This window comes from Burkholderia lata (assembly GCF_902499335.1).
Lineage (GTDB): Bacteria > Pseudomonadota > Gammaproteobacteria > Burkholderiales > Burkholderiaceae > Burkholderia > Burkholderia lata_B.
Genome location: NZ_CABVQK010000004.1, coordinates 356,126 through 379,245, shown reverse-complemented (window position 1 = coordinate 379,245; position 23,120 = coordinate 356,126). Strand labels below are relative to the sequence as shown.

Here is a 23,120-nt window from a genome sequence, read left to right as displayed (position 1 = left end):
ACCGGCAGCCTAAAGCAATCGACCGGGCTCATGGGCGTGAATGAGATAGATTCTCATTCACGGGTGGCCGCCGCCGCGCGGATCCGCCATCTAACGACCCATACAAGGCGTGCCCATGAGCCAGACCGCTGTCGATTCCAGAATCGATCATTCCGATCCTTCCAGTTTTTCTCCCATAGCCTTTCGCTCGCAGCTCGTCGCGATGATCGCCGAGCTGCTCGACGAGCCCGTCGACGAAATCGCGTCGCTCGACGATGACGAGGACCTGCTCAGCTGCGGCCTCGATTCGATCCGGCTGATGTATCTGCAGACGCGCGTGAACCGCCTCGGCTATGCGCTGACGTTCGATGCGCTCGCGCGCACGCCGACGCTCGGCGCGTGGGCCGAACTGCTCGCGAATGCGCCGCGCATCGCATCCGCGGTGCCCGGCGTCGAGGCTGCCGAAGTTGTCGAGGTCGACGTGCATGCGCCGTTCGACTTGTCCGCGGTCCAGCAGGCGTACTGGCTCGGCCGCGGCGACGGCGAAGTGCTCGGCAACGTGAGCTGTCACGCGTTCCTCGAGTTTCGTAGCCGCGCGATCGATCCCGTTCGTCTCGACGCGGCATGCCGGCACGTGCGCGAGCGCCATCCGATGCTGCGTGCGCGCTTCACCGGTGGCCGCCAGCAGATCGTCGCGGCGCCGGACGCGCCAGTGTTCGCGCATGCGGACTGGCGCGACAGGACAGCCGCCGATGCGGAAGCAGAATGGGTGTCGCTGCGCGCGTTCCGGTCGCACGAATGTCTCGACGTCGAGCACGCGCAGGTTTTCATGATGGGGCTCGTGCAGATGCCCGGCGGCGAGGATCGCGTGTGGCTGAGCGTCGACCTGCTCGCGGCCGATGTGGACAGCGTGCGGCTGCTGATGCAGGAAATCGGCGCCGCATATGCCGAGCCGTCCGCGTTGCCCGACGCGCCGTCGACGTGGTTCCCGGCCTGGCTCGCGCGTCGCGCGGCCGATACGCGCGATGCGCGGGCCGCGGCGCGTGATGCCTGGCATGCGCGGCTCGCGACGCTGCCGGAAGGGCCGGCGCTGCCGCTCGCCCGTGCGCCGGAAACGATCCGCGCGCCGCGTTTCAGCCGCGTCGCGCATACGCTGAGCACGGCCGAACTCGCGCGCCTGCAGGCGCGGGCCGCGCAGCATGGCGTCACGCTGTCGTCGGTGTTCGGCGCGGCGTTCGCCGCGGTGCTCGCGCGCTGGAGCGGCCGGCAGGCGTTCCTGCTCAACGTGCCGCTGTTCGACCGGCATGGCGATGCACCGGATCTTGGCCGCGTGATTGCCGATTTCACGACGCTGCTGCTCGTCGAATGCGACATGCGCGCCGACGCGAGCGCGGCCGACACGGTACGCGCGTTCCAGCAGCGGCTGCATGGCGCGATCGCGCAGGCCGCGTATCCGGCGCTCGACGTGCTGCGCGATGCGCGCCGGCAGGGCACGCCGCGTGCGGCGCCCGTCGTGTTCTCGTGCAATCTCGGCGATGCGTCGTTCGTGCCCGACGCGTTCGCACACGTGTTCGGTGATCTGCACGACATGATTTCGCAGACGCCGCAGGTGTGGCTCGACCATCAGCTCTATCGCGTGCCGGACGGCGCGCTGCTCGCGTGGGACAGCGTCGACGGCCTGTTTCCCGACGGGATGATCGATGCGATGTTCGGCGCGTATGTCGCGCTCGTGCAGGCGCTGTGCGATCGCGACTGGCGGCTGCCGATCGCAGTCGAGCTGCCGTCCGCGCAGCGGCGCGTGCGCGATGCGCTCAACGCGGTGCCGGCACCCGCGCGGCCGCGCACGCTGCATGCCGACTTCTTCGCGTTGGCCGAGCGTGAGCCGGCGGCAGTCGCGTTGCGGTGTGGTGAACAAGTGATGACGCGCGGCGAACTGGCCGCGCAGGCGCTGGCGATCGCAGGCGGCTTGCGTGCGGCCGGCGTCGGTCACGGCGACGCTGTCGAGATCAGTCTGCCGCGCGGGCCCGCACAGGTGGCCGCGGTGTTCGGCGTACTGGCGGCCGGCGCGTGCTACGTGCCGCTCGATATCGCGCAGCCGGCCGCGCGCAAGGCGCTGATCGAACGCGCGGCCGGTATCAAGGCCGTGATCGGCGACACGACGCTCGCCGATGCGCCGCTGCCGAATCTCGGTGTCGCAGCGCTGATGCGGCACGAACCGCTGGCCGCACCGCTCACGGTGGCGCCGGAGGCCACCGCGTACGTGATCTACACGTCCGGATCGACGGGCGTGCCGAAGGGTGTCGAGATGACGCACGCGGCGGCGCTCAACACGATCGATGCGATCGATGCGCTGCTTGGCGTGCGTGCGCAAGACCGTTTGCTCGCGGTATCGGCGCTCGATTTCGACCTGTCCGTGTACGACCTGTTCGGCGTGCTCGGTGCCGGCGCCGAACTCGTGCTGCCGACCCAGGACGATGCGCGCGACGCGGCGCGCTGGATCGAACTGATTGCGCAGCATCGCGTGACGCTGTGGAATTCGGCACCCGCGCTGCTGGAAATGGCGCTGGCGGTGCCCGCTGCGGCCGACGCGTGCCGCAGCGTGCGCGCGGCGCTGCTGTCCGGCGACTGGATCGCACTCGACCTGCCGGCGCGCCTGCGCGAACGGTGCGGCGACGCCTGTGCTTTCCATGCGCTCGGCGGTGCCACCGAGGCCGGCATCTGGTCGAATGTGCAGACGGTGCGCGACGTGCCGCCGCACTGGCGTTCGATTCCGTATGGCCGGCCGTTGCCGGGGCAGGCATATCGCGTCGTCGATGCCGACGGCCGCGATGCACCGGATTACGTGCCGGGCGAACTGCTGATCGGCGGCGATAGCCTCGCGCGCGGCTACCGGAACGATCCCGAGCTGACCGCGCAGCGCTTCGTGCAGCAGGCGTCGGGCCGCTGGTATCGCACGGGCGACCGTGGCCGCTACTGGCTCGACGGCACGCTCGAATTCCTGGGCCGCGAGGATCGCCAGGTGAAGGTGCGCGGGCACCGGATCGAACTGGGCGAGATCGAGGCGGCGCTGGCCGCGCATCCGCAGATCGACGGTGCGTGTGCGAGCGTCGTCGGCGGCGAAGCCGCGCGTATCGCCGCGGCGTTCGTGCCGGCAGATCGCGCCTCGGATGCAACATCCTCATCGCCCGCACTCGCGGAAGCGGACCTTGCCGATACCGTGCACGCGGAAGCGGCCGTCGCGCGTGCGGTCGCCGAGCGGCTGCTCGACGGCGATACGGGCTGGCCTCCGTCGCTGCGCGCGCATTGGCATGCGAAGGACGAGGTATCGATCTCCATCGACGGTGCGCTCGAACTGCTCGACTGGTATGCCGCCGATCTCGACGACGTGACCGGGTCGCTGCGTGCGCTCGCTGCCGATCCTGAAGGCGCCGCGCAGCGTGTGCCGCTCGATCCGCGGATCGCGCCGCTGGCGTTCGCGACGCGTCTGCCGGATGGCGCACGCGCGCTGCGCGAGTTTGGCGATGCACTGCAGGATCAGGCCGCTACGCGCACCGAACCGTTGCGGGTCGCGGTGCTCGACGCGCGTGCCGGGCAATGGTTCGACGCGGGGCTCGGCGTGCTCGACGATCCGCGCTTCGACGTGACGCTGTTCGACGCGTCGCCAGGTCTGCTGCACAACGCGCAGGCTTACTTTGTACAAACGGCGCCGACGCTGCAGGCGATGCAGGATGGCCTGCTGCCCGCACGCCACCTCGGCCGGTTCGATTGCGTGATCAGTTTCGCGGCGGCCCACCTGCGCGACGATCCGCGCAATACGTTCCGGATTGCGGCAGCGTTGCTTGCGCAGCATGGCCGCTTGCTGCTCGCCGACGTGCTGCGCGATTCGCCGCTGCGCGAGCTCGTCGCGGGCGTGACCGGCGATGCGTCATTGCCGCGGCCGTTTGCGCACGATGCGCTGGCGTCGGCGGCACACGCGTGCGGCTTTGCGCTGGAAGATTCACGGAGCTGGCGCTCGAACGCCTTCGCGTGCATCGACGCGCGCCGTGTCGGCGAACCGGCCGGGCAAGCGGCGCTGGCTGACTGGCTGCGCGACCGGTTGCCCGACGCGATGCGTCCCGAGGCACTGTGGTGCATCGCGCACTGGCCGCTCAACGCGAACGGCAAGATCGATCGGCGGGCGGTGGGCGATGCGCTCGCGCGGGCGCTCGGCGACGCACCGGCCGCACACGATGCGTTCGTGCCGGCCGACGAACGGCAGGCGACGCTGCTCGCGTGCTGGGAGCACGCGCTCGGTCGCCCGGCGAATGCGCGCGACGCGACGTTCTTCGCGCTCGGCGGCGACAGCCTGCTCGCGACGCGCCTGCTCGCGCAACTGCGCGAGCGGCTCGGCGTGCGGGTCGGGATGGCTGCGTTCTACCGGCAGCCGACGCTCGCGGGTCTCGCCGCGCAGCTCGACGCGGCCGCATCGGCCGCGCAGCCCTCGCAGGCTGAAGGCGACGCGCCGGTCGCAACGATTGAGGAGGGCGTGCTGTGAGCTTCGATGACGTGCTCGATCTTTGCCGTGAACGCCAGATCGAACTGTGGTGCGACGACGGCGGCCAGTTGCGCTATCGCGCGCCGGCCGGCGCGCTCGATGCGGACCTGGCCGCGCGCATCAAGGCGGAACGCGACGCGTTCGTCCGCTTCCTGCAGGACGGCGCATGGCGCAGCGATCCGGCGCGCCGGCACGAGCGGTTCGCGCTGACGCCGGTGCAGGCCGCGTATGTGCTCGGCCGGCACGAATCGTTCGAGTTCGGCGGCAATGCATGCCATCTGTACGTCGAATACGGCGAGCCTGCGAATCTCGACTGCGTGCGCTTCGAGGCGGCGTGGAATGCGTGCGTTGCGCGGCACCCGATGCTGCGCGCAATCGTCGAGGACAACGCATGGCAACGCGTGCTGCCCGACGTGCCGTGGCAGCCGCTCACGGTGCACGACCTGCGAGAAGCCGATGCGAACGCATTCGACGCGCATGTGAAGCATGTGCGCGAGCGCCTCGACCACGCGGTGCACGCGCTCGACCGTTGGCCGGTGCTGCAGCCGGAAGTGAGCCTCGGGCCGGACGGCGCGGTGCTGCACCTGTCCGTCGATTTCACGCTGATCGACTACGCGAGCCTGCAGTTGCTGCTCGCCGAATGGCGGCGCCGTTACGACGATCCGCAATGGCAGCCTGCGCCGCTCGATGCGACGTTCCGCGATTACGTCGTCAATGAAGCCCATGCCGGCACGCGCGCCGATCATGCGCGCGACAAGGCGTGGTGGCTCGCGCGCATCGACGATCTGCCGGCGCGCCCCGATCTGCCGGTGGTGCCCGCGATGCGTTCCGATGCACGGCCGCGCTTCACGCACCGTCATGCGCGGCTCGATCGTGCGCAATGGGCCGCGCTGAGCGGACACGCGAGCCGCTTCGGGTTGAGCGCGGCAAGTGTCGCGCTGGCCGCGTTCGCCGAAGTCGTCGGCCGCTGGAGCCAGTCGCCCGCGTTCTGCCTGAACCTGACGGTGCTGAACCGGCCGCCCGTGCATCCGCGCATCGACGCGGTGCTCGGCGATTTCACCGCACTGAGCCTGCTGGCGGTCGACGCGACGCAAGGGCGCGATTTCGTCGAACGCGCACGCACGATCGGCGCGCGGATGTTCGACGATCTCGACCATCGCGCGTTTACCGGTGTCGACGTGATGCGCGAACTCGCGCGGCGGCGAGGCAAGGATGCGGCGCTGATGCCGGTGGTGTTCACGAGCGGCATCGGCAGCGTGGGCCGCCTGCTCGGCGAGCACGCCGGCCGCGCCGAGCCGCCTCTCCACATGATCAGTCAGACGCCGCAGGTCTGGCTCGACTGTCAGGTGACCGACCAGTTCGGCGGACTGGAAATCGGCTGGGACGTGCGTGACGACCTGTTCCCGGACGGGATGCCCTCGGCGATGTTCGACGCGTACGTCGCGCTGCTGGGCCGCCTCGCCGCTGATGCCGAATCGTGGTCGCGTGCGGGCGATATCGTGTTGCCGTCCGGCGTGCCAGTTGCCGATGTCCACCCGGATGCGGATACGCATATCGCGGCCGGCTTCGCCGCGCAGGCGTTGCGGACGCCCGATGCGCCGGTGGTGATCGACGCGCAGGGGGCGCGCACGTATCGCGACGTCGCGCTGCACGCGGCGGCGCTGCGGTCCGCGCTTGAACAGGCCGGCGTCGGCGTGGGCGACACGGTCGCGGTGCTGATGCCGAAGTGCGCGCACCAGCTTGCTGCCGTACTCGCGATCGTCCAGGCGGGCGCCGCGTACGTGCCGGTCGACAGCCGCCAGCCGGCGCTGCGGCAACAGGCGATTTTGCGCAATGCGCGAGTGCGTGCGGTCGTCAGCGTTCAGGCGCTCGACTTCGAACATGATGGTTGCGCGCGCATCGATATCGATACGTTGCCGATCGATCCGCAATGGCCGCCGCGCGCCGCGCGCGACATCGACGGCGACGCGCTCGCATACGTGATCTATACGTCGGGTTCAACCGGCGAACCGAAGGGCGTGATGCTGAGCCACGCGGCGGTGTGCAACACGCTTGCCGACATCAGCGCGCGTCATGAAGTCGGCGACGGGGACGTGGTGCTCGGCCTTGCCGAGCTGAGCTTCGACCTGTCTGTCTACGACTTCTTCGGCGCGACCGCACGCGGCGCGTGCATCGTGCTGCCCGATCCGGCGCGCGGCAACGATCCGTCGCACTGGGCCGAGCTGATGGTGCGCCATCGCGTGACGCTGTGGAACTCGGTGCCCGCGCAAGGGCAGATGCTGATCGACTACCTCGAAGGCGAACCGGCGCTCGACGTGCCGGGCCCGCGCCGCGTGCTGTGGTCGGGCGACTGGATTCCGGTGACGCTGCCCACGCGCTGGTGGCGGCGCTGGTCCGACAGCGCGCTGTTCAGCCTGGGGGGCGCGACCGAGGCGTCGATCTGGTCGATCGAGCATCCGATCCGTGCGGCGGACACGCAGCTTGCCAGCATTCCGTACGGCCGCGCGCTGACCGGGCAGACGATGGAAGTGCTCGACGCGCTCGGCCGGCCGTGCCCGGCCGGCGTGCGCGGCGAGATCCATATCGGCGGCGTCGGGCTCGCGACGGGTTATGCGAACGATCCCGTGCGCACGGCCGAACGCTTCATCCGTCATCGCGACGGGCGCAGGCTTTATCGCACCGGCGATCTTGGCCGCTTGCGCGCCGACGGTTCGCTCGAATTCCTCGGGCGGCAGGACGATCAGGTGAAGATCCGCGGCTACCGGATCGAGCTGGCCGAGATCGATGCGGCGCTGACCGCGCATCCGCTCGTCGGTGCAGCCGCGACGATCGTGCTCGGCGAAGGCGCGGAGCGCCGGCTCGCGAGCTTCGCGTCGCTGCACGGCGCGGAGCCGGCACCGAACGCACAGGACGACGCGCTGCACGAGATTGCGAAGCAGGTGCGCACGGCGTTCGACGCCGCGCGCTGGCCCGAACACGCGGATGTGGCACGGTCGGTCGCACAGCTCGAAGCGGCCTGCGTTGCGTCGCTGGCCGCGTGGATCGTGCCGGCAGGCGCGCTGACCGACGATGCCGCGACGGATTTCGCGACGCTGTGCGAACGGCTGCGCGTGCCGCCGGCGCGGCAGCATCTGTTGCGCCACTGGCTCGCGATGCTCGACAAGCACGGTGTGCTGCGCGCGGATGCAGAAGCAGCCGGCTGGCGTCTGCGGCCCGATGCCAGCCATGCTGATGCGCATGCATGCTGGGACGCGTTTGCGCAGGATGCGTCGCCCGATCTGTGGCCGGCCGTCCTCGTCGACTATTTCCGCGACAGCGCCGGATGCATCGACGTGCAGGTGGACGGCAGTGTGTCGCCTGCCGGCCTGATGTTCCCGGAAGGCGCATCGCATATCGCCGACGCGATGTACAGCGACGGCGAACATGCGCACGCACTGCACAACGGGATGGCACAGGCCGTGCGCGCGATCGTCGCACGCGAGCCGCAGCGCCCATGGCGGATCCTCGAGATCGGCGCGGGAACGGCCGCGGCGACACGGGCGATCGTCGACGCCCTTGCCCCGCTGGCCGAAGCGGGCACACGGATCGACTACCTGTTCAGCGACGTGTCGAGCTATTTCCTCGCGGCGGCGCGCGAGCGCTTTGCCGCGTATCCGTGGATGCGGTTCGTGCGGTTCGACATGAACGCGCCGTTCGACGCGCAGGGCATCGCGCCGCATTCCGTCGACGTCACGATCAGCTCCGGCGCGCTGAACAATGCGCGCGACACGGTCGCGTTGATCGCAGGATTGCGTGCGCTGTCGGCGGCCGATGCGTGGTGGGTGATCCAGGAACTGACGACCGAGCATCCGGAAATCAGCATCAGCCAGGGGTTGATGATGGAAACGCCGAACGACGCGCGTGCCGAGTCGGCGCGGTTGTTCGTGCCGCGCGCGCAGTGGCTCGAGTGGCTGCAGTCGGATGGTGGCGATCGTGCGCTCGGTTGCGTGGCACCCGGCACGCCGCTCGACGCGCTCGGCTACGACATCCTGCTCGCGCACGTGAAGCGCGGCGCGGCGCGCATCGCGCCGGACGCGCTGCTGGCGTTCGTCGCGGAGCGCGTGCCGGGCTACATGGTGCCGTCTCAACTGCGCGTGCTCGACCGCCTGCCCGTGACAGCGAACGGCAAGATCGACCGCCGGACGCTGGCCGGCATCGCCGACATCCGCGAACCGGAGCCGGCGGCCGCTCGACCGGTCCACGCGCAGACCGTCGCCGATCCGCTGCTGGCGCGGCTGATCGGCTTGTGGGAAGCCGTGCTCGATACGCGCAACGTCACGCCGGATCAGGACTTCTTCGCTGCGGGCGGCGATTCGCTGTTGATCGCGCAGCTCGTGTCGCGGCTGCGCGGCGAGGAACCGCTCGCGCAAGCGCATCCGTTCGACCGGTTGCTGCGCTGGGTGCTTGCGCAACCGACGCCCGCCGCGTTCGCGCAATGCTTGCGCGATGCGGGCGAGCCACCGTCGGTCGCACCGTCACCGGCCGCCCCGCGCACGACGCACGTATCGGCGGTCATCCATGCGCCTGCGCCCCGCGTGCGTGCCGACGTGCGGCCGATTCCGCTCGCGCCGGGCGACGGCGTGCCGCGCGTGGTCGTGCACGAAGGGCTCGGCACCGTGCATGCCTATCGTCCGGTCATGCCGGCGCTCGCGCGGCTCGGGCCGGTGCTCGGCTTCGCGGTGCGCGACGCGCAGGACTATCTCGACCTGCCGGCACGCCACCTGAATGCGACGCTCGGCCGGCGCTATGCGGATGCACTGTGGCGCACCGGCGTGCGCGAGGTCGACGTGCTCGGCTACTGCTCGGGCGGGCTGATCGCACTCGAAATGGCGAAGTCGCTGGTGCAGCTCGGCGTCGAAGTGCGCACGCTCGACATCGTGTCGAGCTACCGGATTCCGTACCTGATCGAAGACGAACGGCTCGTGCTGTTCAACTTCGCGGCGACGCTCGGGCTGCCGCTCGACGCGCTCGGTTTTCCGGAAACGTATGTGCTGGCCGACGCACTCGCCGACGCGTTGAAGGCCGACCCCGCACGTCTCGCGCCCGGCAGCCTGCAGGCACAGCTGGAGATTTTCGGCGGTCGCTGCGAGCCGCTCGACGCGTTGCGCCGCCGCGTGCTGCGCGCGGCCGCCGGATTATCGATGCAGGACGAGGTCGCGCATCCGCTGCTCGACGAACGCGAACGGCTGTACCGGCTCTTCATGCATTCGGTGCAGGCGAGCCACTGGGCCGGCGACGCTCCGTACACGGGTGCGCTGCGGCTGTTCGTGCCGGAGCGCTGCAACCCGCTGATTCCGCAGCAGCGCGCGGCGCTCACCGAGTACTGGACGGCGCAGGCGCTCGGCGGCATCACGTCCGTCGATATCCCCGGCGGTCATTTCGACTGCCTGAATGCCGCGTTCGTCGATACCCGCCTGAAGGAGGCGCAATGAAGGTCCATCCGCTGCCGGTCGTCGTGGCCGGCTCCCGCTTCGGCCAGTTCTATGCGGCGGGCCTCGCTGCGTCCGATGCGTATTGTGTCGCGGGCATCCTGGGGCAAGGCAGCGCGCGTACCGCCGCGCTGGCCGCGCGTGTCGGCGCGCCCGTGTTCGACCGTCCGGAAGCGCTGCCCGAGGACGTGCGCGTCGCGTGCGTCGCGGTCGGCGGCGCGGCGCGCGGCGCCGACGGGGCCGCGCTCGCGTGCCGGCTGCTCGAACACGGGATCGATGTCGTGATCGAGCATCCGCTGCTGCCCGACGAATGGGATCGCGTGCTGCGCACCGCGTCGCGTCATGGCCGCCGCTGCCTGCTCAACAGCTTCTATCCGAACCTGCCGGTCGTCTCTCGCTTCATCGCCGTCGCGCGGCGGCTGCGTGAAACGAGTGCGCCGGTGCATGCGGATGTCGTGTGCTCGGTGCAGGCCAGTTTCGCGGCGCTCGACGTGCTCGCGGCCGCGCTGCAGGGCGTGGGCCCGTGGTCGGTCGAGCCGGTCGGGCCGGCGCTGTCGTCGATGCGCGAATGTGCGATGGTGCTGGCCGAAACGCCGGTCTCGCTGCGCGTGCACAACGAGATGGCGGCGGCCGACGACGGCCGGATGAGCATGCTGTTCAGCATCACGCTGACGACGGACGCCGGCACGTGGACGCTCGCGTCGCCGCATGGCCCGCTGTGGTGGGCGCCGGCGTTGCGCGAACCGGAGATCGACGAAAACGGGCTGTTCCCGATCTTCGGCGATACGACGGGCAGCGACATGCCGAGCGTCCAGATCTGCGACGATGCGCGCGACACGTGGGGCGCGATTCATGCGCGCAGCTGGCCGCAGGCGGCCGTGCGCGCGGTCGATCGGCTCGTGTCGGGCGAAGGGTTGCAGGCGTGCAATCAGCGCAGCATCGACGTGACGCGCGTCTGGCAGCAACTGACCATGCAACTCGGCTTTCCGGAGCAGCCGCCGGGCGACGCGTGCGCGGCGACGCTCGGCATGCTGCTGGAGCGTGCCGCATGAAGAGGCCGTTGCTTTCGATGTTGCGGCCGTTCGCGGTGCCGCTCGTGGCGGCGGTCGTGCTGCAGGCGCTGGCGGGTGTCGCGTCGCTCGTGCCGTGGCTTGCGCTCGGTCGTGTCGCCGATGCATGGCGCGCGACCGCGCAGCTCGACGCGACGGCACGCGGCTGGCTTGTCGCGGCCGTGGTGGCCGGCGCGTGCTGGCTGGGCGGCCAGACGATCGCGTTGCACCTGACACACCGCGTCGACGCCGATCTCGCCGACCGCTTGCGCAGACGCCTCGCCGATCATCTGCAGCGCTTGCCGCTCGGCTGGTTCGCGCGTGCGGGCAGCGATCGCGTCTCGCGTCATGTCGACCAGGATGTGCGCGCGCTGCACCAGCTCGTCGCGCATGCGCCGGCCGATGTCACGCAATTGATTGTCGTGCCGTGCGTAGCGCTCGCGTGTCTGCTTTACCTGAATCCCGCGCTGCTCGCGTTCGCGCTCGTGCCGCTCGTCGCGGGCGCCGCGCTGTTTCGCTGGATGCGTTCGGCGCGGTTCGCACCGGCTGTCGCTGCCCGCAATGCGGCACTCGAACAGCTGATGGGCGACTACGCACAGTTGGCGCAGAACCCGGCGCTCGTGCGGCAGTACCCGGGCGCGGGTATCGAGGCGGCTGCGCTGGAGTCGACCGGGCGCTTCGAACAGGCGTTTTCAGCGTGGGTCGGCCGCGTCGGCGGGCCCGGCGCCTGCACGCAGGTGCTGCTCGGCACACCGTTTCTGCTCGCGTGGGTCGTGTTCGGCGCGATGTGGCTGACGGCCGGCCGCTTGCCGGTCGGCGAACTGTGCGCGTTCGCGCTGCTGATCTGGGCGGTCGCCGCGCCGGTGCGTGCGCTCGGCCACGGTGCCGACGCATTGCGCGAAGCGCGCGCGGCCGCTGCACGCCTCGATGCGTTGCTCGCACAGCCGGGCCTGCCGGAGCCAGCCGATGGCGCTGCTCAGGTGCCGCGCGACGCGTCGGTCGAATTGCGCGGCGTGAGCGTCGACATCGGCGGCACGCCGATCCTGCGCGACATCGACGCGACGATCGCGGCCGGCACGACCACTGCGATCGTCGGGCCGTCGGGCGCGGGCAAGAGCACGCTGCTGATGCTGCTCGCGCGCTTCATGGATCCGGACCGCGGCACGGTGCGGCTCGGCGGCGCCGATCTGCGGCTGCTCGCGTCGGATACGCGGCGCGAGCAGGTCGCGATGGTGTTCCAGCAAGCCGCCGCGCTCGACGTGACGATTGCCGCGAACATCGCGCTTTACCGGCCCGACGCCGATCACGACGAAATTCGCGCAGTCGCACGCGCGGCCTGCCTCGACGAGCGTATCGACGCGTTGCCGGGCGGCTACGACTGCGTGTGCGGGCGCGACGTGCAGCTGTCCGGCGGCGAACTGCAGCGGCTGGCGATTGCACGTGCGCTGCTGTCGCCCGCGCCGCTGCTGCTGCTCGACGAACCGGCCTCTGCGCTCGATCCGCAAACCGGGCGTGCATTGCGCAATGCGCTGCGCGGCGACATGCGCACCCGCGTGATCGTCAGCCACGATCTCGATGCAATCCGGCATGCGGACCAGATTCTCGTGATGGATCGCGGCCGCATCGTCGAGCGTGGTACGCACGCGGTGCTGCTGGCCGCGCGCGGGCTGTATGCGCGGCTATGGAACGAACGCGGTGTCGCAGGCGGGGAGGCCGCATGATGATGAAATCGCTCAAACGTTTGCAGTGCCTGCCATCCGAAACACGCCGCGCGCTGTGGCGCGGGGTTGGCTGGGCGGTGGCTGCCGCGTTGCTCGACGGCGCCTGCGGGTTGCTGCTCGTGCCGTTGATCCGCGCATGGTTCGCCGGCGTGCATGCGGCCGTGCTGCACTGGACGATCGCGCTCGGCGCGCTGACGCTGTGCCACGCGCTCGTGCTGTACGTCGCGCAGCGCGGCGGCTATCGCGCGGGCGGCGCGCTCGCGGCCGGTCTCGTCGAACGCCTCGTGCGGCACCTGCCGCGCATCGCGTCGTGGCAGGCCGTGCGCGACCGTCATCCGTCCGGGCTGCTGCGCGGGCCGGTCATGCAGGCGATGGGGATACCTGCACACCTGCTCGGGCCGCTGATCGGCGCGGTCGTAACCCCGCTTGCGGTTGTCGCAGGGCTCGCGTGGATCGACTGGCGCATCGCGCTGTGCCTCGCGGCCGCGGCCGTGCTGCTGTTCACGCTGCTCGAACGCGGCGGTACACGGACGCTCGCATTCGAACAGGCGCGCGCGTCCGGCGATCGCGACATGGCCGTGCAGCTTCAGACCTTCGCCGCGCATCAGGGGCTGTTGCGCTTCGCGGGCCAGGAAGGCGACGCACGCGCGGCGCTGCAGCACGCGTTCGACGAGCAGCATCGCCGCACGCGTGCGCTGATGCGGCGCTCGCTGCCGATCGAACTCGGCTTTGCAGGCGCGGTGCAGGGCGTGTTCGTCGCGATGCTGGTCGGCGGCGCATGGGCCGTCTCCGCCGGCCGGCTCGATGCCGCGACGGCCGTGGCGGTGCTCGTGCTGCTCGTGCGCTTCATCGAGCCGCTCGCGCAGCTCACGCAGCTCGACCAGGCGCTGCGCGGCGGCTGGCGCGCGCTCGACACCGTGCTCGCGGTGCTGCATGCGCCGCGTTTCGATAGCCCCGAGCGCGGCACGCCGGTACACGATGCGAGCGTCGACGCGGTGCGCGTCGGCTACCGGTCGGCCACCGGCGCGACGCTGCTCGACGGCGTCGACCTGCATTGCCCGGCGGGCGGCTTCGTCGCGATCGTCGGCCCCACGGGGGCCGGCAAGAGCACGCTGCTGGGCCTGCTCGCACGTCTCGACGATCCGGGTGCCGGGCGCGTGCTGCTCGGCCGATCCGATGTGCGGCACCTGAGCGAGGCGACACTCGCCGCGACGCGCAACCTCGTGTTCCAGGACAACGGGCTGTTTCGCGGCAGCCTCGCGTGGAACGTGCGGATGGGCCGCCCGGACGCGTCCGATGCCGAACTGCGCGACGCGCTGGACGCGGTCGGCCTGCTGCGCGACGCCGAGCGATTGCCGGACGGGTTCGAGTCGGACGTGGGGCCGGGCGGCCAATTGTTGTCGGGCGGGCAACGCCAGCGTGCGTGTCTCGCGCGTGCGCTGCTGGCGCGTGCGCCGGTGCTGATGTTCGACGAGCCGACCGCGAGCCTCGACGAGCTGAGCGCGCGGCGCGTGCGCGACAGCCTCGTCGCGCTGCGCGGCCAGCGCACGCGCGTCGTCGTCACGCACCAGCCGGCGCTCGCGGCGGCCGCCGACACGATCGTCGTGCTCGACGCGGGCAGGGTGCGGGCGACCGGCACGCACGCGCAGCTGGTCGAGACCGATGCGTGGTACGCGACGTTCGCCCGCGCCGGGCAATTGCCCGACGGGCCGCCGCCCGCCGATGCGGATACGGACGCGGAGGCCCGGCCGGCCGAATCCGAGCACTGACGTGAACAATGCGATCCGGCGTGCCCGGAATCGATAGGAAAAGCCCCTCGATCGAAAAATCGCCTGCCGGTTCTATTTGATAATGAGAATGATTATCAAATACGGGGGCGTGAATGCGGTACGAGGTGCTGGAACCTGGGAGATCAAGGACGAAGGGCGCGCGAGTCGCCCTTTTCGGGCGAGGGCGCTGGCGTCCGTCGCTGTATCTCGGCCTGCTGATCGCCGCACATCCGGCGGCGGCGTTTGCCGATACGGCGCCGGCGCCGGCGGCCGGCGCGGAAGTCCGGAAGGCGGAAACGACCGCCGCGAAGCCCGCCGCGGGCGAGCTGAAGGCGATTTCGGTGAATGCATCGCGCGGCGTGGCCGACGATCCGTCGGTGGCGACGGTCGGCAAGATGCCGCTGGCGTTGCGAGAGATTCCGCAGTCGGTCAGCGTGACGACGCGCGAGCGGATCGACCAGCAGAACCTGTTCTCGCTCGACGAGGTGATGCAGCAGTCGGCCGGCGTGACCGTGCAGCCCTACGTGCTGCTCACCACTGCGTACTTCGTGCGCGGCTTCAAGGTCGATTCGTTCGAATTCGACGGTGTGCCGGTCGTGATCGGCGACATGGCGAGCGCGCCGCAGGACATCTCCGTGTACGAGCGCGTGGAAATCCTGCGCGGCGCGAACGGCCTGTTGCACGGCTCGGGTAATCCGGCCGCGACGGTCAACCTCGTGCGCAAGCGGCCGCAGTACCAGTTCTCCGCGAACGCGAGCGTGAGTGTCGGCAGCTGGGACCGCTATCGCGCGGAAGCCGACATCGGCGGCCCGCTCAATGCGGCCGGCACCGTGCGCAGCCGGCTCGTCGCCGCGTACGAGGATCGCCATTTCTTCTACGACCACGCGAAACAGGACACGCGCTCGATCTACGGGATCACGGAGGTCGACGTGACCCGCGATACGCTGCTCACGTTCGGCGCGCAATACCAGACGACGCGTTCGATACCCGACATGTCCGGCGTGCCGATGGCGCGCGACGGATCGAGCCTCGGCCTGTCTCGCTCGACGTTCCTCGACACCGCGTGGGGCCATTTCGACTGGGATACGACACGTGCGTTCGCGTCGGTTGAGCAGAAGCTCGGCGCCGGCTGGAAGGCGAAGGTCAGCGGCGAGTACCAGAGCGTGCGTTCGGACCTGAAGTACGCGGGCTCGTTTGGCGCGATCGACCCGGCGACCGGCGCGGGTGGCGCGCTGACGGGCGGCGCGTACCAGTTCAGCAGCTACAGCCGCAGCCTCGATGCGAACGTGCAGGGCCCGGTGCATGCGTTCGGGCTCACGCACGACCTGCTGTTCGGCGTGACCTACGCGAACAGCAGCAGCGGGCAGATGTCGGCGCAGCTGCAGGGCAACGTGGTCGGCACGCCGGTGAACGTGTTTCGCTGGAACCCGAGCAGCGTGCCCGAGCCGGGCGTCGGCCCGTTCCAGCAATCGCAGCAGAACGACATTTCGCAGAAGGGCGTGTACGGGCTCGGCCGCATCAAGCTTGCGGAACCCGTCACGCTCGTGCTCGGCGGGCGGCTGAGCTGGTGGAACCAGGACAGCCTCGGCGCGCACTTCAACACCGGCCATCAGTTCACGCCTTACGGCGGGCTGATCTGGGATTTCGCGCGCGACTGGTCGTGGTACGCGAGCTATGCGGAAGTGTTCCAGCCGCAAACCAAGTCGATGTGGGGTGGCGGCATCCTGACGCCGGTGAAGGGGCGCACGTACGAGACGGGCGTGAAGGGCGAACTGGCGGGCGGCAAGCTGAACGTGTCGCTCGCGGCGTTCCGCATCGATCTCGACAACAACCCGCAGGTCGATCTCGCGCATCCGTGCGCGGGGCCGAACTGCTACTACGTGAACGGCGGCAGCGTGCGCAGCCAGGGCTTCGAGTTCGAGGCGAACGGCCGCATCACGCCGTGGTGGAGCGTGTGGGCGAGCTACACGTACGACACGATGAGCTACGCGGACAACCTCGCGAACGCGGGCTCGTCATTCGCGCCGCTGCTGAACCCGCGCCACCTGTTCCGGCTGTGGACCAACTACGACCTGCCGTGGCAGGAGCGGCGCTGGAGCGTCGGCGGCGGCGTGCAGGTGCAGAGCAATTACTCGGCGCAGGCGAACGGCGTCACGATGAGCCAGGGCGGCTACGCGCTCGCGAGCTTGCGGCTCGGCTACCGCTATGACAAGCACTGGAGCGCGGCGGTCAACGTCAACAACCTGTTCGACCGCAAGTACTACCTGAGCCTGAGCAACCCGGGCTGGAACAACCGTTACGGGGAACCGCGCAACGTGATGCTGACCGTGCGCGGGCAGTTCTGATGGCGGGCGGCTGGGGGACGCGGGTGGCGCTCGCGATCGGCGGTGTGTTGCCGGGCGCGGTCGCGCTCGCGGTTACGCTGGCCCGTCATTACCCGGCCGACGGCCTGAACCGGCTCTACGCGGCCGTGCTGCTGTCGCTTGCCGCGGGCGTTGCCGCGCTGCTGTGGGTGCTCGTCGCGCCCGGGCGGCGTCAGGCCGCGTGGCGCGCGGGTGCGTGGTTCGCGGTGCTCGTGCCGTGCGCGATGTTCTGGGGAGGGCGCTGACATGGACGCTTCGTCGCGTTCGCGCTGGCGCGCGCTGCATCGCGGCGCCGGTGCGCTGTTCGGCGTGGTGCTGTTCGTCGTGCTGTTCAGCGGCACCTGGAGTCTCGCGACCGATTCGATGCAGGGCTGGTGGCGGCCATCGTCGATCGCCGTCGCCCGGCCGTTGCTGCCGCTGAATGAACTTGTCGCACGCGCGGCGGCGCTCGGTGTGCCGTTGCGCGATGCGCGCATCTTGCTGCCGCAACCGGACGATCCTGCGATCCGTTTCTGCGATGCGCGCCAGGCGTGCACGCTGGCGCTCGACCCGGCGACGGGCGAGCGGCTGGCAGACGGCGGACGCGCGGCGTTGCTCGTCACGCTGCACAAGACGCTGTTCGCGGGCTTTCCCGGGCGCATCTTCGTCAGCTTGTGGGGAATCGTGCTGCTCGTGCTCATCGTCGCGGGGCTTGTCGTGCATCACCGGCGCTGGCCCGACGCGGCGCGTATCCGGCGCGGAAAAGGGTTGCGCGCCGCGCTGTTCGATCTGCACGCGTGGATCGGCCTGTGGGGCTCGCCGTGGCTCGTGCTGTTCGCGTTCACCGGTGCGTTGTCGGGGCTCGGTGCACTCGGCACGGTGTCGCTCGCGGGCGTCGCGTATCCGGGGCAGCCGCAGCGCGCGTTCGCCGAACTGCTCGGCGGGCCGCCGCCAGCCGCTGCCGGCGGCGCGTGGCAACGTGCCCCCGATCTCGATGCACTGCTGCGGCGCGACGCGGCACGCATGCCGGATTTCCGGCGTGAAGCCGTCGTGCTGCATGGCAGGGGCGATGCGAACGCGCGCGTCGAGATTGCCGGTACGACCGCCGGCCTGCCGAGTACGGCGGTGTTCGAGCATCACCTGTATCGCGCGACGGACGGGCAATGGCTCGCGGATGCCACGTCGCGCGGCCGAGGCTTCTGGTTGCGCGCGTTCATCGCGGTGCAGCCGCTGCATTTCGCGCAATACGGCTGGGTGGGTGCGATGGGTGGCGTGCTGCGCGTCGTGCATTTCCTGATGGGGCTCGCCGCGTGTGCGCTGTGCGCGACGGGTCTGCATCTGTGGATCGAGCGACGGCGGGCGCAGCACGATCGCGTCGCGAACGTGCTGGCCGCCGTCGCCGTCGGCACATGCGGCGGGCTCGTGCTCGCGGGCGGCGTACTGCTGCTCGCGGGGCGTGCGTTGCCCGATGGCGTGCACGTGGACCATGTGCTCGCGATGCTGTTCTGGGCCGTGTGGGGCGGCACGGTCGCGCTTGCGGCCTGTGTGGCCGATCGCGCGGCCTGGCTACGCCGGCTGATGTGTGCGGCCGGCGCCGCTTACGGGCTGGCCGGCGTGACGCACTGTGCGATCGCGCTGCTCGGCACGGGCGAACCCGTGTACTGGCCGATCGACGCGGCACTCGTCGCATTCGGCGCATTGCTGCTGCGTGCCGCGCGCCGTCCGCGCCGCGATGCGATGCGGCCCGCGCGCGTGCCGGCAGGTGTCGAACCTTTTTAATTTCATGCAACTGGAGACTTCGATGCGCGATCTGCTCGAACATCGCCGCCTGGTCATCACGATCACGCTGCTTTACCTGTCACAGGGAATCCCGATCGGCATTGCGATGGACGCGATGCCGACCCTGCTGCGCCACGACGGCGCGCCGCTTCACGCACTGGCGTTCCTGCCGCTCGTCGGTTTGCCGTGGGTCGTGAAATTCCTGTGGGCGCCCGTCGTCGACAACCGCTGGTCGCCGCGCATCGGCCGGCGGCGCAGCTGGATGCTGCCGATGCAGACGCTCGTCGTGCTGTGCCTCGGCAGCCTCGCGCAGATCGGGATGACGGTCGCGACGGCCGGCTGGGCGGTCGGCCTGCTGGCCGTCGCGTCGCTCGCGAGCGCGACGCAGGACATCGCGAACGACGGGATGGCCGCCGAGCACTTCAGCGGCGACACGCTCGCGAAGATCAACGCGATCCAGATCGCGGGCGTGATGATCGGCTTCTTCGGCGGCGGCGCCGGCACGTTGACGCTGATCGGCCTGTTCGGCCAGCGCGCCGCGTTTCTTGCGCTCGCTGCCGTGCCGCTCGCGAGCCTTGCATGCGTGCTCTGGGTGCTGCCGCGCGATGCGGATCGCGCACGTGTGCAAGCCGGACACAATGCGAGCCTCGTGCGCTTCGCGAAGCGGCCGCGTTCGTGGTCGCTGCTGTCGCTCGCGCTGCTGTCGGCGATGACGGCCGTATCGGGCTTCGGCCTGTCGAAGCTGTTTCTCAACGATGCGGGCTGGACGCTCGACGCGATCGGGAAACTCGGGATGGCCGGCGGCATCGTGACGGTCGTGCTCGGTTGCGGCGGCGGCGCGTGGCTCGTCAGGCGGCTCGGGTTGTGGCGTGCGTTTACGGCCGGCGTGAGCTGTGCGGGCGCGGCCGCGCTGCTGTGGTTCGCGCAGGCGAGCGGGTGGGTGCCGGTGTCGCCGTCGTGGGCATGGCTGTGCACGGTACTCGGTTCGCTGGCGACCGGGATCACGTCGGTGTCGATCATGACGGCCGGCATGCGCTTCGCGGGCGGCAGCGACCAGGCCGGCACCGACGTGACGGCCGTGCAGAGCACGCGCGATCTCGGCGAGCTGATCGCGTCGTCGACGATCCTGTCGCTCACGGCGAAGGTCGGTTATACGGGCGGGTTCCTGGCCGGTGTGGCGCTGGCGGTGTTGGCCGCGTTGATCGCGATGCGGTTGCGGCGGCGGGAGGCGGCGTATGCGGTGAAGGGGGATGATGTGCTGGCGTCGTGATCGACGTAGCGTGCGTGCGATTCCGGCTGTTCTGCCCAGTCCAGGCGGCAGTCGGGGGCGCGCGCGAATTCGCAGCACGGTAGTGCTTGGTTGCAGCCTGAATATCGGAATCGGAAGCAGAGGTGCGCGATTGCGCGGGATGATCGTCGATCGTTGCCGGAATGCGTTTGTCGCATGTCGCACAACGATGAGAGAAGAAATCCTGGTGCCGACGGCGAGACTCGAACTCGCACAGCTTTCGCCACTACCCCCTCAAGATAGCGTGTCTACCAATTTCACCACGTCGGCACTGCAAGGGGCGCAATTCTAGCGCGACGTTGCGCGTTTGTGAAGGGGGTGTGACACGATCGGTGATCGTACGCGGGCGATCCCGGTAGAATTCGGGCGATCGACCCGACGATCGTCGCAACCGCAACCCGCTTTCTCCGCGTGACACACACCCTCGAACAACTGCAGGCCGGGCAACTCGCCGGCGCACGGCAACTCAAGCTCGCATGCGGGTTGACGGAATTCCCGCGCGAGATCTTCAATCTTGCCGACACGCTCGAAGTGCTCGACCTGACCGGCAACGCGCTCTCGGCGCTGCCGGACGACCTGCCGCGGCTGCACCGCCTGCGTATCCTGTTCGCGTCCGGCAACCGCTTCACCGCCTTCCCCGACGTGCTCGGCGCATGCGGGCAGCTCGACATGATCGGCTTCAAGGCGAACCGGATTCAAACGGTACCGAGCGGGTCGCTGCCGCGCGCGCTGCGCTGGCTGATCCTCACCGACAACGCAATCGACGCATTGCCCGCCGACATCGGCGATTGCTCGCGGCTGCAGAAGCTGATGCTCGCCGGCAACCGGCTGCGCGCGCTGCCGGCGGAAATGGCCGCATGCCGCGCGCTCGAACTGGTGCGCCTGTCCGCGAACCGGCTGGACGACCTGCCCGACTGGCTGCTGCGCCTGCCGCGCCTTGCGTGGCTCGCCACCGCAGGCAACCCGTTCGGCGCTGCGCCGGAAGCCGCGGCGTCGGCCGGGCCCGAGGTCGCGGACGTCGACTGGGCGTCGCTGGCATGCGAGCAGAAGCTGGGCGAGGGCGCGTCGGGCGTCATTTACCGCGCGCAATGGCGTGCGGACGGGCATCCGCCGCGGGCGGTCGCGGTCAAGCTGTTCAAGGGCGCGGTGACGAGCGACGGCCTGCCCGATTGCGAAATGGCTGCGTGCCTGCATGCCGGCCGACATCCGGGCATGATCCCGGTGATCGGCAAGGTGAGCGGGCATCCAGATGGCACGCACGGCCTCGTGATGGAACTGGTCGATCCCGCGCTCACGAACCTCGCCGGGCCGCCGAGCTTCGCGACCTGCACGCGCGACGTGTATGCGGCCGACGCGAGCTTCGCGCCGGCAGAGGCGGTGCGGATCGCGCATGGCATCGCGTCGGTGGCGGGCCATCTGCACGTGCACGGCATCATGCATGGTGACCTGTATGCGCACAACATCCTGCACGATGGCGAAGGTGGTGCGCTGCTCGGGGATTTCGGCGCAGCGTCGCTCTATGACGTGAAGGACCGCACGCGTGCTACTGCGTTCGAACGGCTCGAGGTGCGGGCGTTCGGCCATCTGCTCGGCGAGTTGCTCGAGCGATGCGAACCGCACACCTGGGCCGGCAGGAACGCGCTCGATGCGCTTGCGATGACCTGCCTGAACGAAGATGTCGATGCGCGGCCGTCGTTCGGCGAGATCGCGGCCGAGCTGGCCGCGCACACGCGCTGACGGGCGCGCGCCCGCTTACGCCTGCCGCGCAGTCAGCAGCTTGATCCCGAGCCCGACGAACAGCAGCCCGCTGGCGCGCTTGAGCGCACGCACCGCGCGGCTCATGCCGAAGCCGCGATGGAACCGGCGCACGCCGGCCGAATAGACGCTGTGAACGACCACGACGGTGCACGCGATCGTCGCGTACATCACGACGAACTGCAGCGCGAGCGGACGGTCATGCACGATGAACTGCGGCATGAACGCCGACAGGAAGATCATCGTCTTCGGATTGCTGCCCGATACGAACAGCGCTTCGCGGAACAGTTTCCTGCGGTCGGGCGCGGCGATTTCCGTCGCACCGGTCGAAGCGGCGGCCTTGCGGTCGCCACGCAGTTGCCGGACACCGAGGAACATCAGGTACGCGGCGCCGACCACCTTCATCGCGACGAACAGCGGCGGCATCGCGGCCAGCACCGCGCCGACGCCGAGCGCGACGAGCACCACGACCACGCCTTGCGCGACGAGGTTGCCCGCGATCGTCGCGGCTGTGCCGTGCGTGCCGTAGCGCACCGTGTTACGGATGACGAGCAGCACGTTGGGCCCCGGCGACAGCGTCGTGGCGAGATAGGCTGCGGCAAACAGCATCCAGGTCTGAATGGACATGCGGCGCTCCGAGAGACGGTTCCGGCGGTCGGGATGAAGCGATGATGCCACGCCAATAATTGGCGCGGGCTTGCGCCGGAACCGTGCCGTCGCGGCGCGTCAGCTTGCGTCGCGCATGCAGTACGCCGGAATCGACGGCGGCGTATCGATCGCGGCGGGCCGCGTCATCCATGCGATCCACCCGGCCCATATCCCGCAGACGATCATCACGGCGACGTTCAGCGGCGTCCGGTAGCGGACGATCAGGTCGGCCAGCGGCAGGCGATGTTTCATGTGCGTCTCCTTCGATCGGGGGCGGTGGGTATTACTGGCCGGCGTAGGTCGGCGCCTTGGCGTCGCAGGTCACGGACACCGTCGAGCCGCCAGCGAAATGCAGCCGGAACGGCACCTTCGCGCCGGGTGCGACGGCCTGGCGCGGTTGCTCCAGCATCACGTGATAGCTCTTCGGTTTGAAAGTCACCGTGCCGTGCGCGGGCACTTCGACGGCGTCGACGTGGACCATCTTCGCGGTGCTGCCGCTCGTTTGCGTTTCATGCAGCATCGCCATCCCGTACGCGGGCGAGTCGAGGCCCGTCAGCGTGACGGGGGCATCGCCGTCGTTCTTCAGCGTGAAGTAGCCGGACGACGGCACGGCCGCCGGCATCGCGCGGATCCAGCAGTTTTCTGCCTGCACGGCCGGCGCGGCGAAGGTGACGGGGGCGTGCAGCGCCAGCAGTGCGAACAGCAGGCCGGTTGGAATCGAGCGTTTCATGGTTGGTTCTCCTGATGGGGGGATGCAGCGGATGCAAAGGGTAGCGGCGGCGACGCGG

At 69.9% G+C, this 23,120-nt stretch carries 13 protein-coding genes and 1 tRNA gene; 10 read left to right on the top strand and 4 right to left on the bottom strand.

Annotation, left to right across the window (positions count from 1 at the left end; translation table 11 throughout):
- Positions 1-115: 115 nt before the first annotated feature.
- The 9 genes from BCO18175_RS12290 (at position 116) to BCO18175_RS12250 (ending at position 19,911) form a co-directional block, all read left to right on the top strand.
- A complete protein-coding gene (locus BCO18175_RS12290; RefSeq protein WP_174980969.1) occupies positions 116-4,513 on the top strand; it encodes a non-ribosomal peptide synthetase in 4,398 nt (1,465 codons plus the stop codon).
- Positions 4,510-9,984: a non-ribosomal peptide synthetase gene (locus BCO18175_RS12285; protein ID WP_174980967.1), complete on the top strand. Its 5,475-nt coding sequence runs from the start codon at positions 4,510-4,512 to the stop codon at positions 9,982-9,984. Before BCO18175_RS12290 ends, BCO18175_RS12285 begins: the two co-directional genes overlap by 4 nt.
- On the top strand, positions 9,981-11,033 hold the full coding sequence (locus tag BCO18175_RS12280) for a Gfo/Idh/MocA family oxidoreductase (RefSeq protein ID WP_174980966.1): 1,053 nt from the start codon (positions 9,981-9,983) through the stop codon (positions 11,031-11,033). Before BCO18175_RS12285 ends, BCO18175_RS12280 begins: the two co-directional genes overlap by 4 nt.
- Positions 11,030-12,751 carry an ABC transporter ATP-binding protein gene (locus BCO18175_RS12275; protein ID WP_174980964.1) on the top strand — a complete coding sequence of 574 codons (1,722 nt, stop codon included), beginning with the start codon at positions 11,030-11,032 and terminating at the stop codon, positions 12,749-12,751. Before BCO18175_RS12280 ends, BCO18175_RS12275 begins: the two co-directional genes overlap by 4 nt.
- Positions 12,748-14,520 carry an ABC transporter ATP-binding protein gene (locus BCO18175_RS12270; protein WP_438820493.1) on the top strand — a complete coding sequence of 591 codons (1,773 nt, stop codon included), beginning with the start codon at positions 12,748-12,750 and terminating at the stop codon, positions 14,518-14,520. The genes BCO18175_RS12275 and BCO18175_RS12270 overlap by 4 nt, the downstream gene beginning before the upstream one ends.
- A gap of 113 nt (positions 14,521-14,633) precedes the next feature.
- Positions 14,634-16,865: a TonB-dependent siderophore receptor gene (locus BCO18175_RS12265; protein WP_254608050.1), complete on the top strand. Its 2,232-nt coding sequence runs from the start codon at positions 14,634-14,636 to the stop codon at positions 16,863-16,865.
- Entirely contained in the window at positions 16,865-17,128 is a 264-nt protein-coding gene (locus tag BCO18175_RS12260) for a hypothetical protein (protein WP_174980963.1), read from the top strand. The genes BCO18175_RS12265 and BCO18175_RS12260 overlap by 1 nt, the downstream gene beginning before the upstream one ends.
- Before the next feature lies 1 nt (position 17,129).
- The gene (locus BCO18175_RS12255) at positions 17,130-18,641 is read left to right on the top strand and encodes a PepSY-associated TM helix domain-containing protein (protein ID WP_174980961.1); all 1,512 of its coding nucleotides are present in this window, start codon (positions 17,130-17,132) and stop codon (positions 18,639-18,641) included.
- 22 nt (positions 18,642-18,663) lie between these two features.
- Positions 18,664-19,911 carry a RhtX/FptX family siderophore transporter gene (locus BCO18175_RS12250; protein WP_174980959.1) on the top strand — a complete coding sequence of 416 codons (1,248 nt, stop codon included), beginning with the start codon at positions 18,664-18,666 and terminating at the stop codon, positions 19,909-19,911.
- Positions 19,912-20,114: 203 nt separating this feature from the next.
- Here the strand turns inward: BCO18175_RS12250 and BCO18175_RS12245 are convergent.
- Positions 20,115-20,199 (bottom strand) — tRNA-Leu (locus BCO18175_RS12245).
- A gap of 141 nt (positions 20,200-20,340) precedes the next feature.
- Between BCO18175_RS12245 and BCO18175_RS12240 the strand changes: the two genes are divergently transcribed.
- The gene (locus BCO18175_RS12240) at positions 20,341-21,666 is read left to right on the top strand and encodes a leucine-rich repeat-containing protein kinase family protein (RefSeq protein ID WP_174980957.1); all 1,326 of its coding nucleotides are present in this window, start codon (positions 20,341-20,343) and stop codon (positions 21,664-21,666) included.
- Positions 21,667-21,681: 15 nt separating this feature from the next.
- On the opposite strand, the gene BCO18175_RS12235 is transcribed toward BCO18175_RS12240, so the two are convergent.
- From BCO18175_RS12235 to BCO18175_RS12225, 3 genes are all read right to left on the bottom strand, one after another.
- Complete coding sequence (locus tag BCO18175_RS12235) at positions 21,682-22,311, bottom strand: LysE family translocator (RefSeq protein WP_174980955.1); 630 nt, start codon at positions 22,309-22,311, stop codon at positions 21,682-21,684.
- A gap of 99 nt (positions 22,312-22,410) precedes the next feature.
- Positions 22,411-22,584 carry a hypothetical protein gene (locus tag BCO18175_RS12230; RefSeq protein ID WP_166895179.1) on the bottom strand — a complete coding sequence of 58 codons (174 nt, stop codon included), beginning with the start codon at positions 22,582-22,584 and terminating at the stop codon, positions 22,411-22,413.
- Positions 22,585-22,615: 31 nt separating this feature from the next.
- Positions 22,616-23,062, bottom strand: coding sequence for a copper chaperone PCu(A)C (locus BCO18175_RS12225; RefSeq protein ID WP_174980953.1), 447 nt, complete (start codon positions 23,060-23,062; stop codon positions 22,616-22,618).
- Between the last annotated feature and the right edge of the window lie 58 nt (positions 23,063-23,120).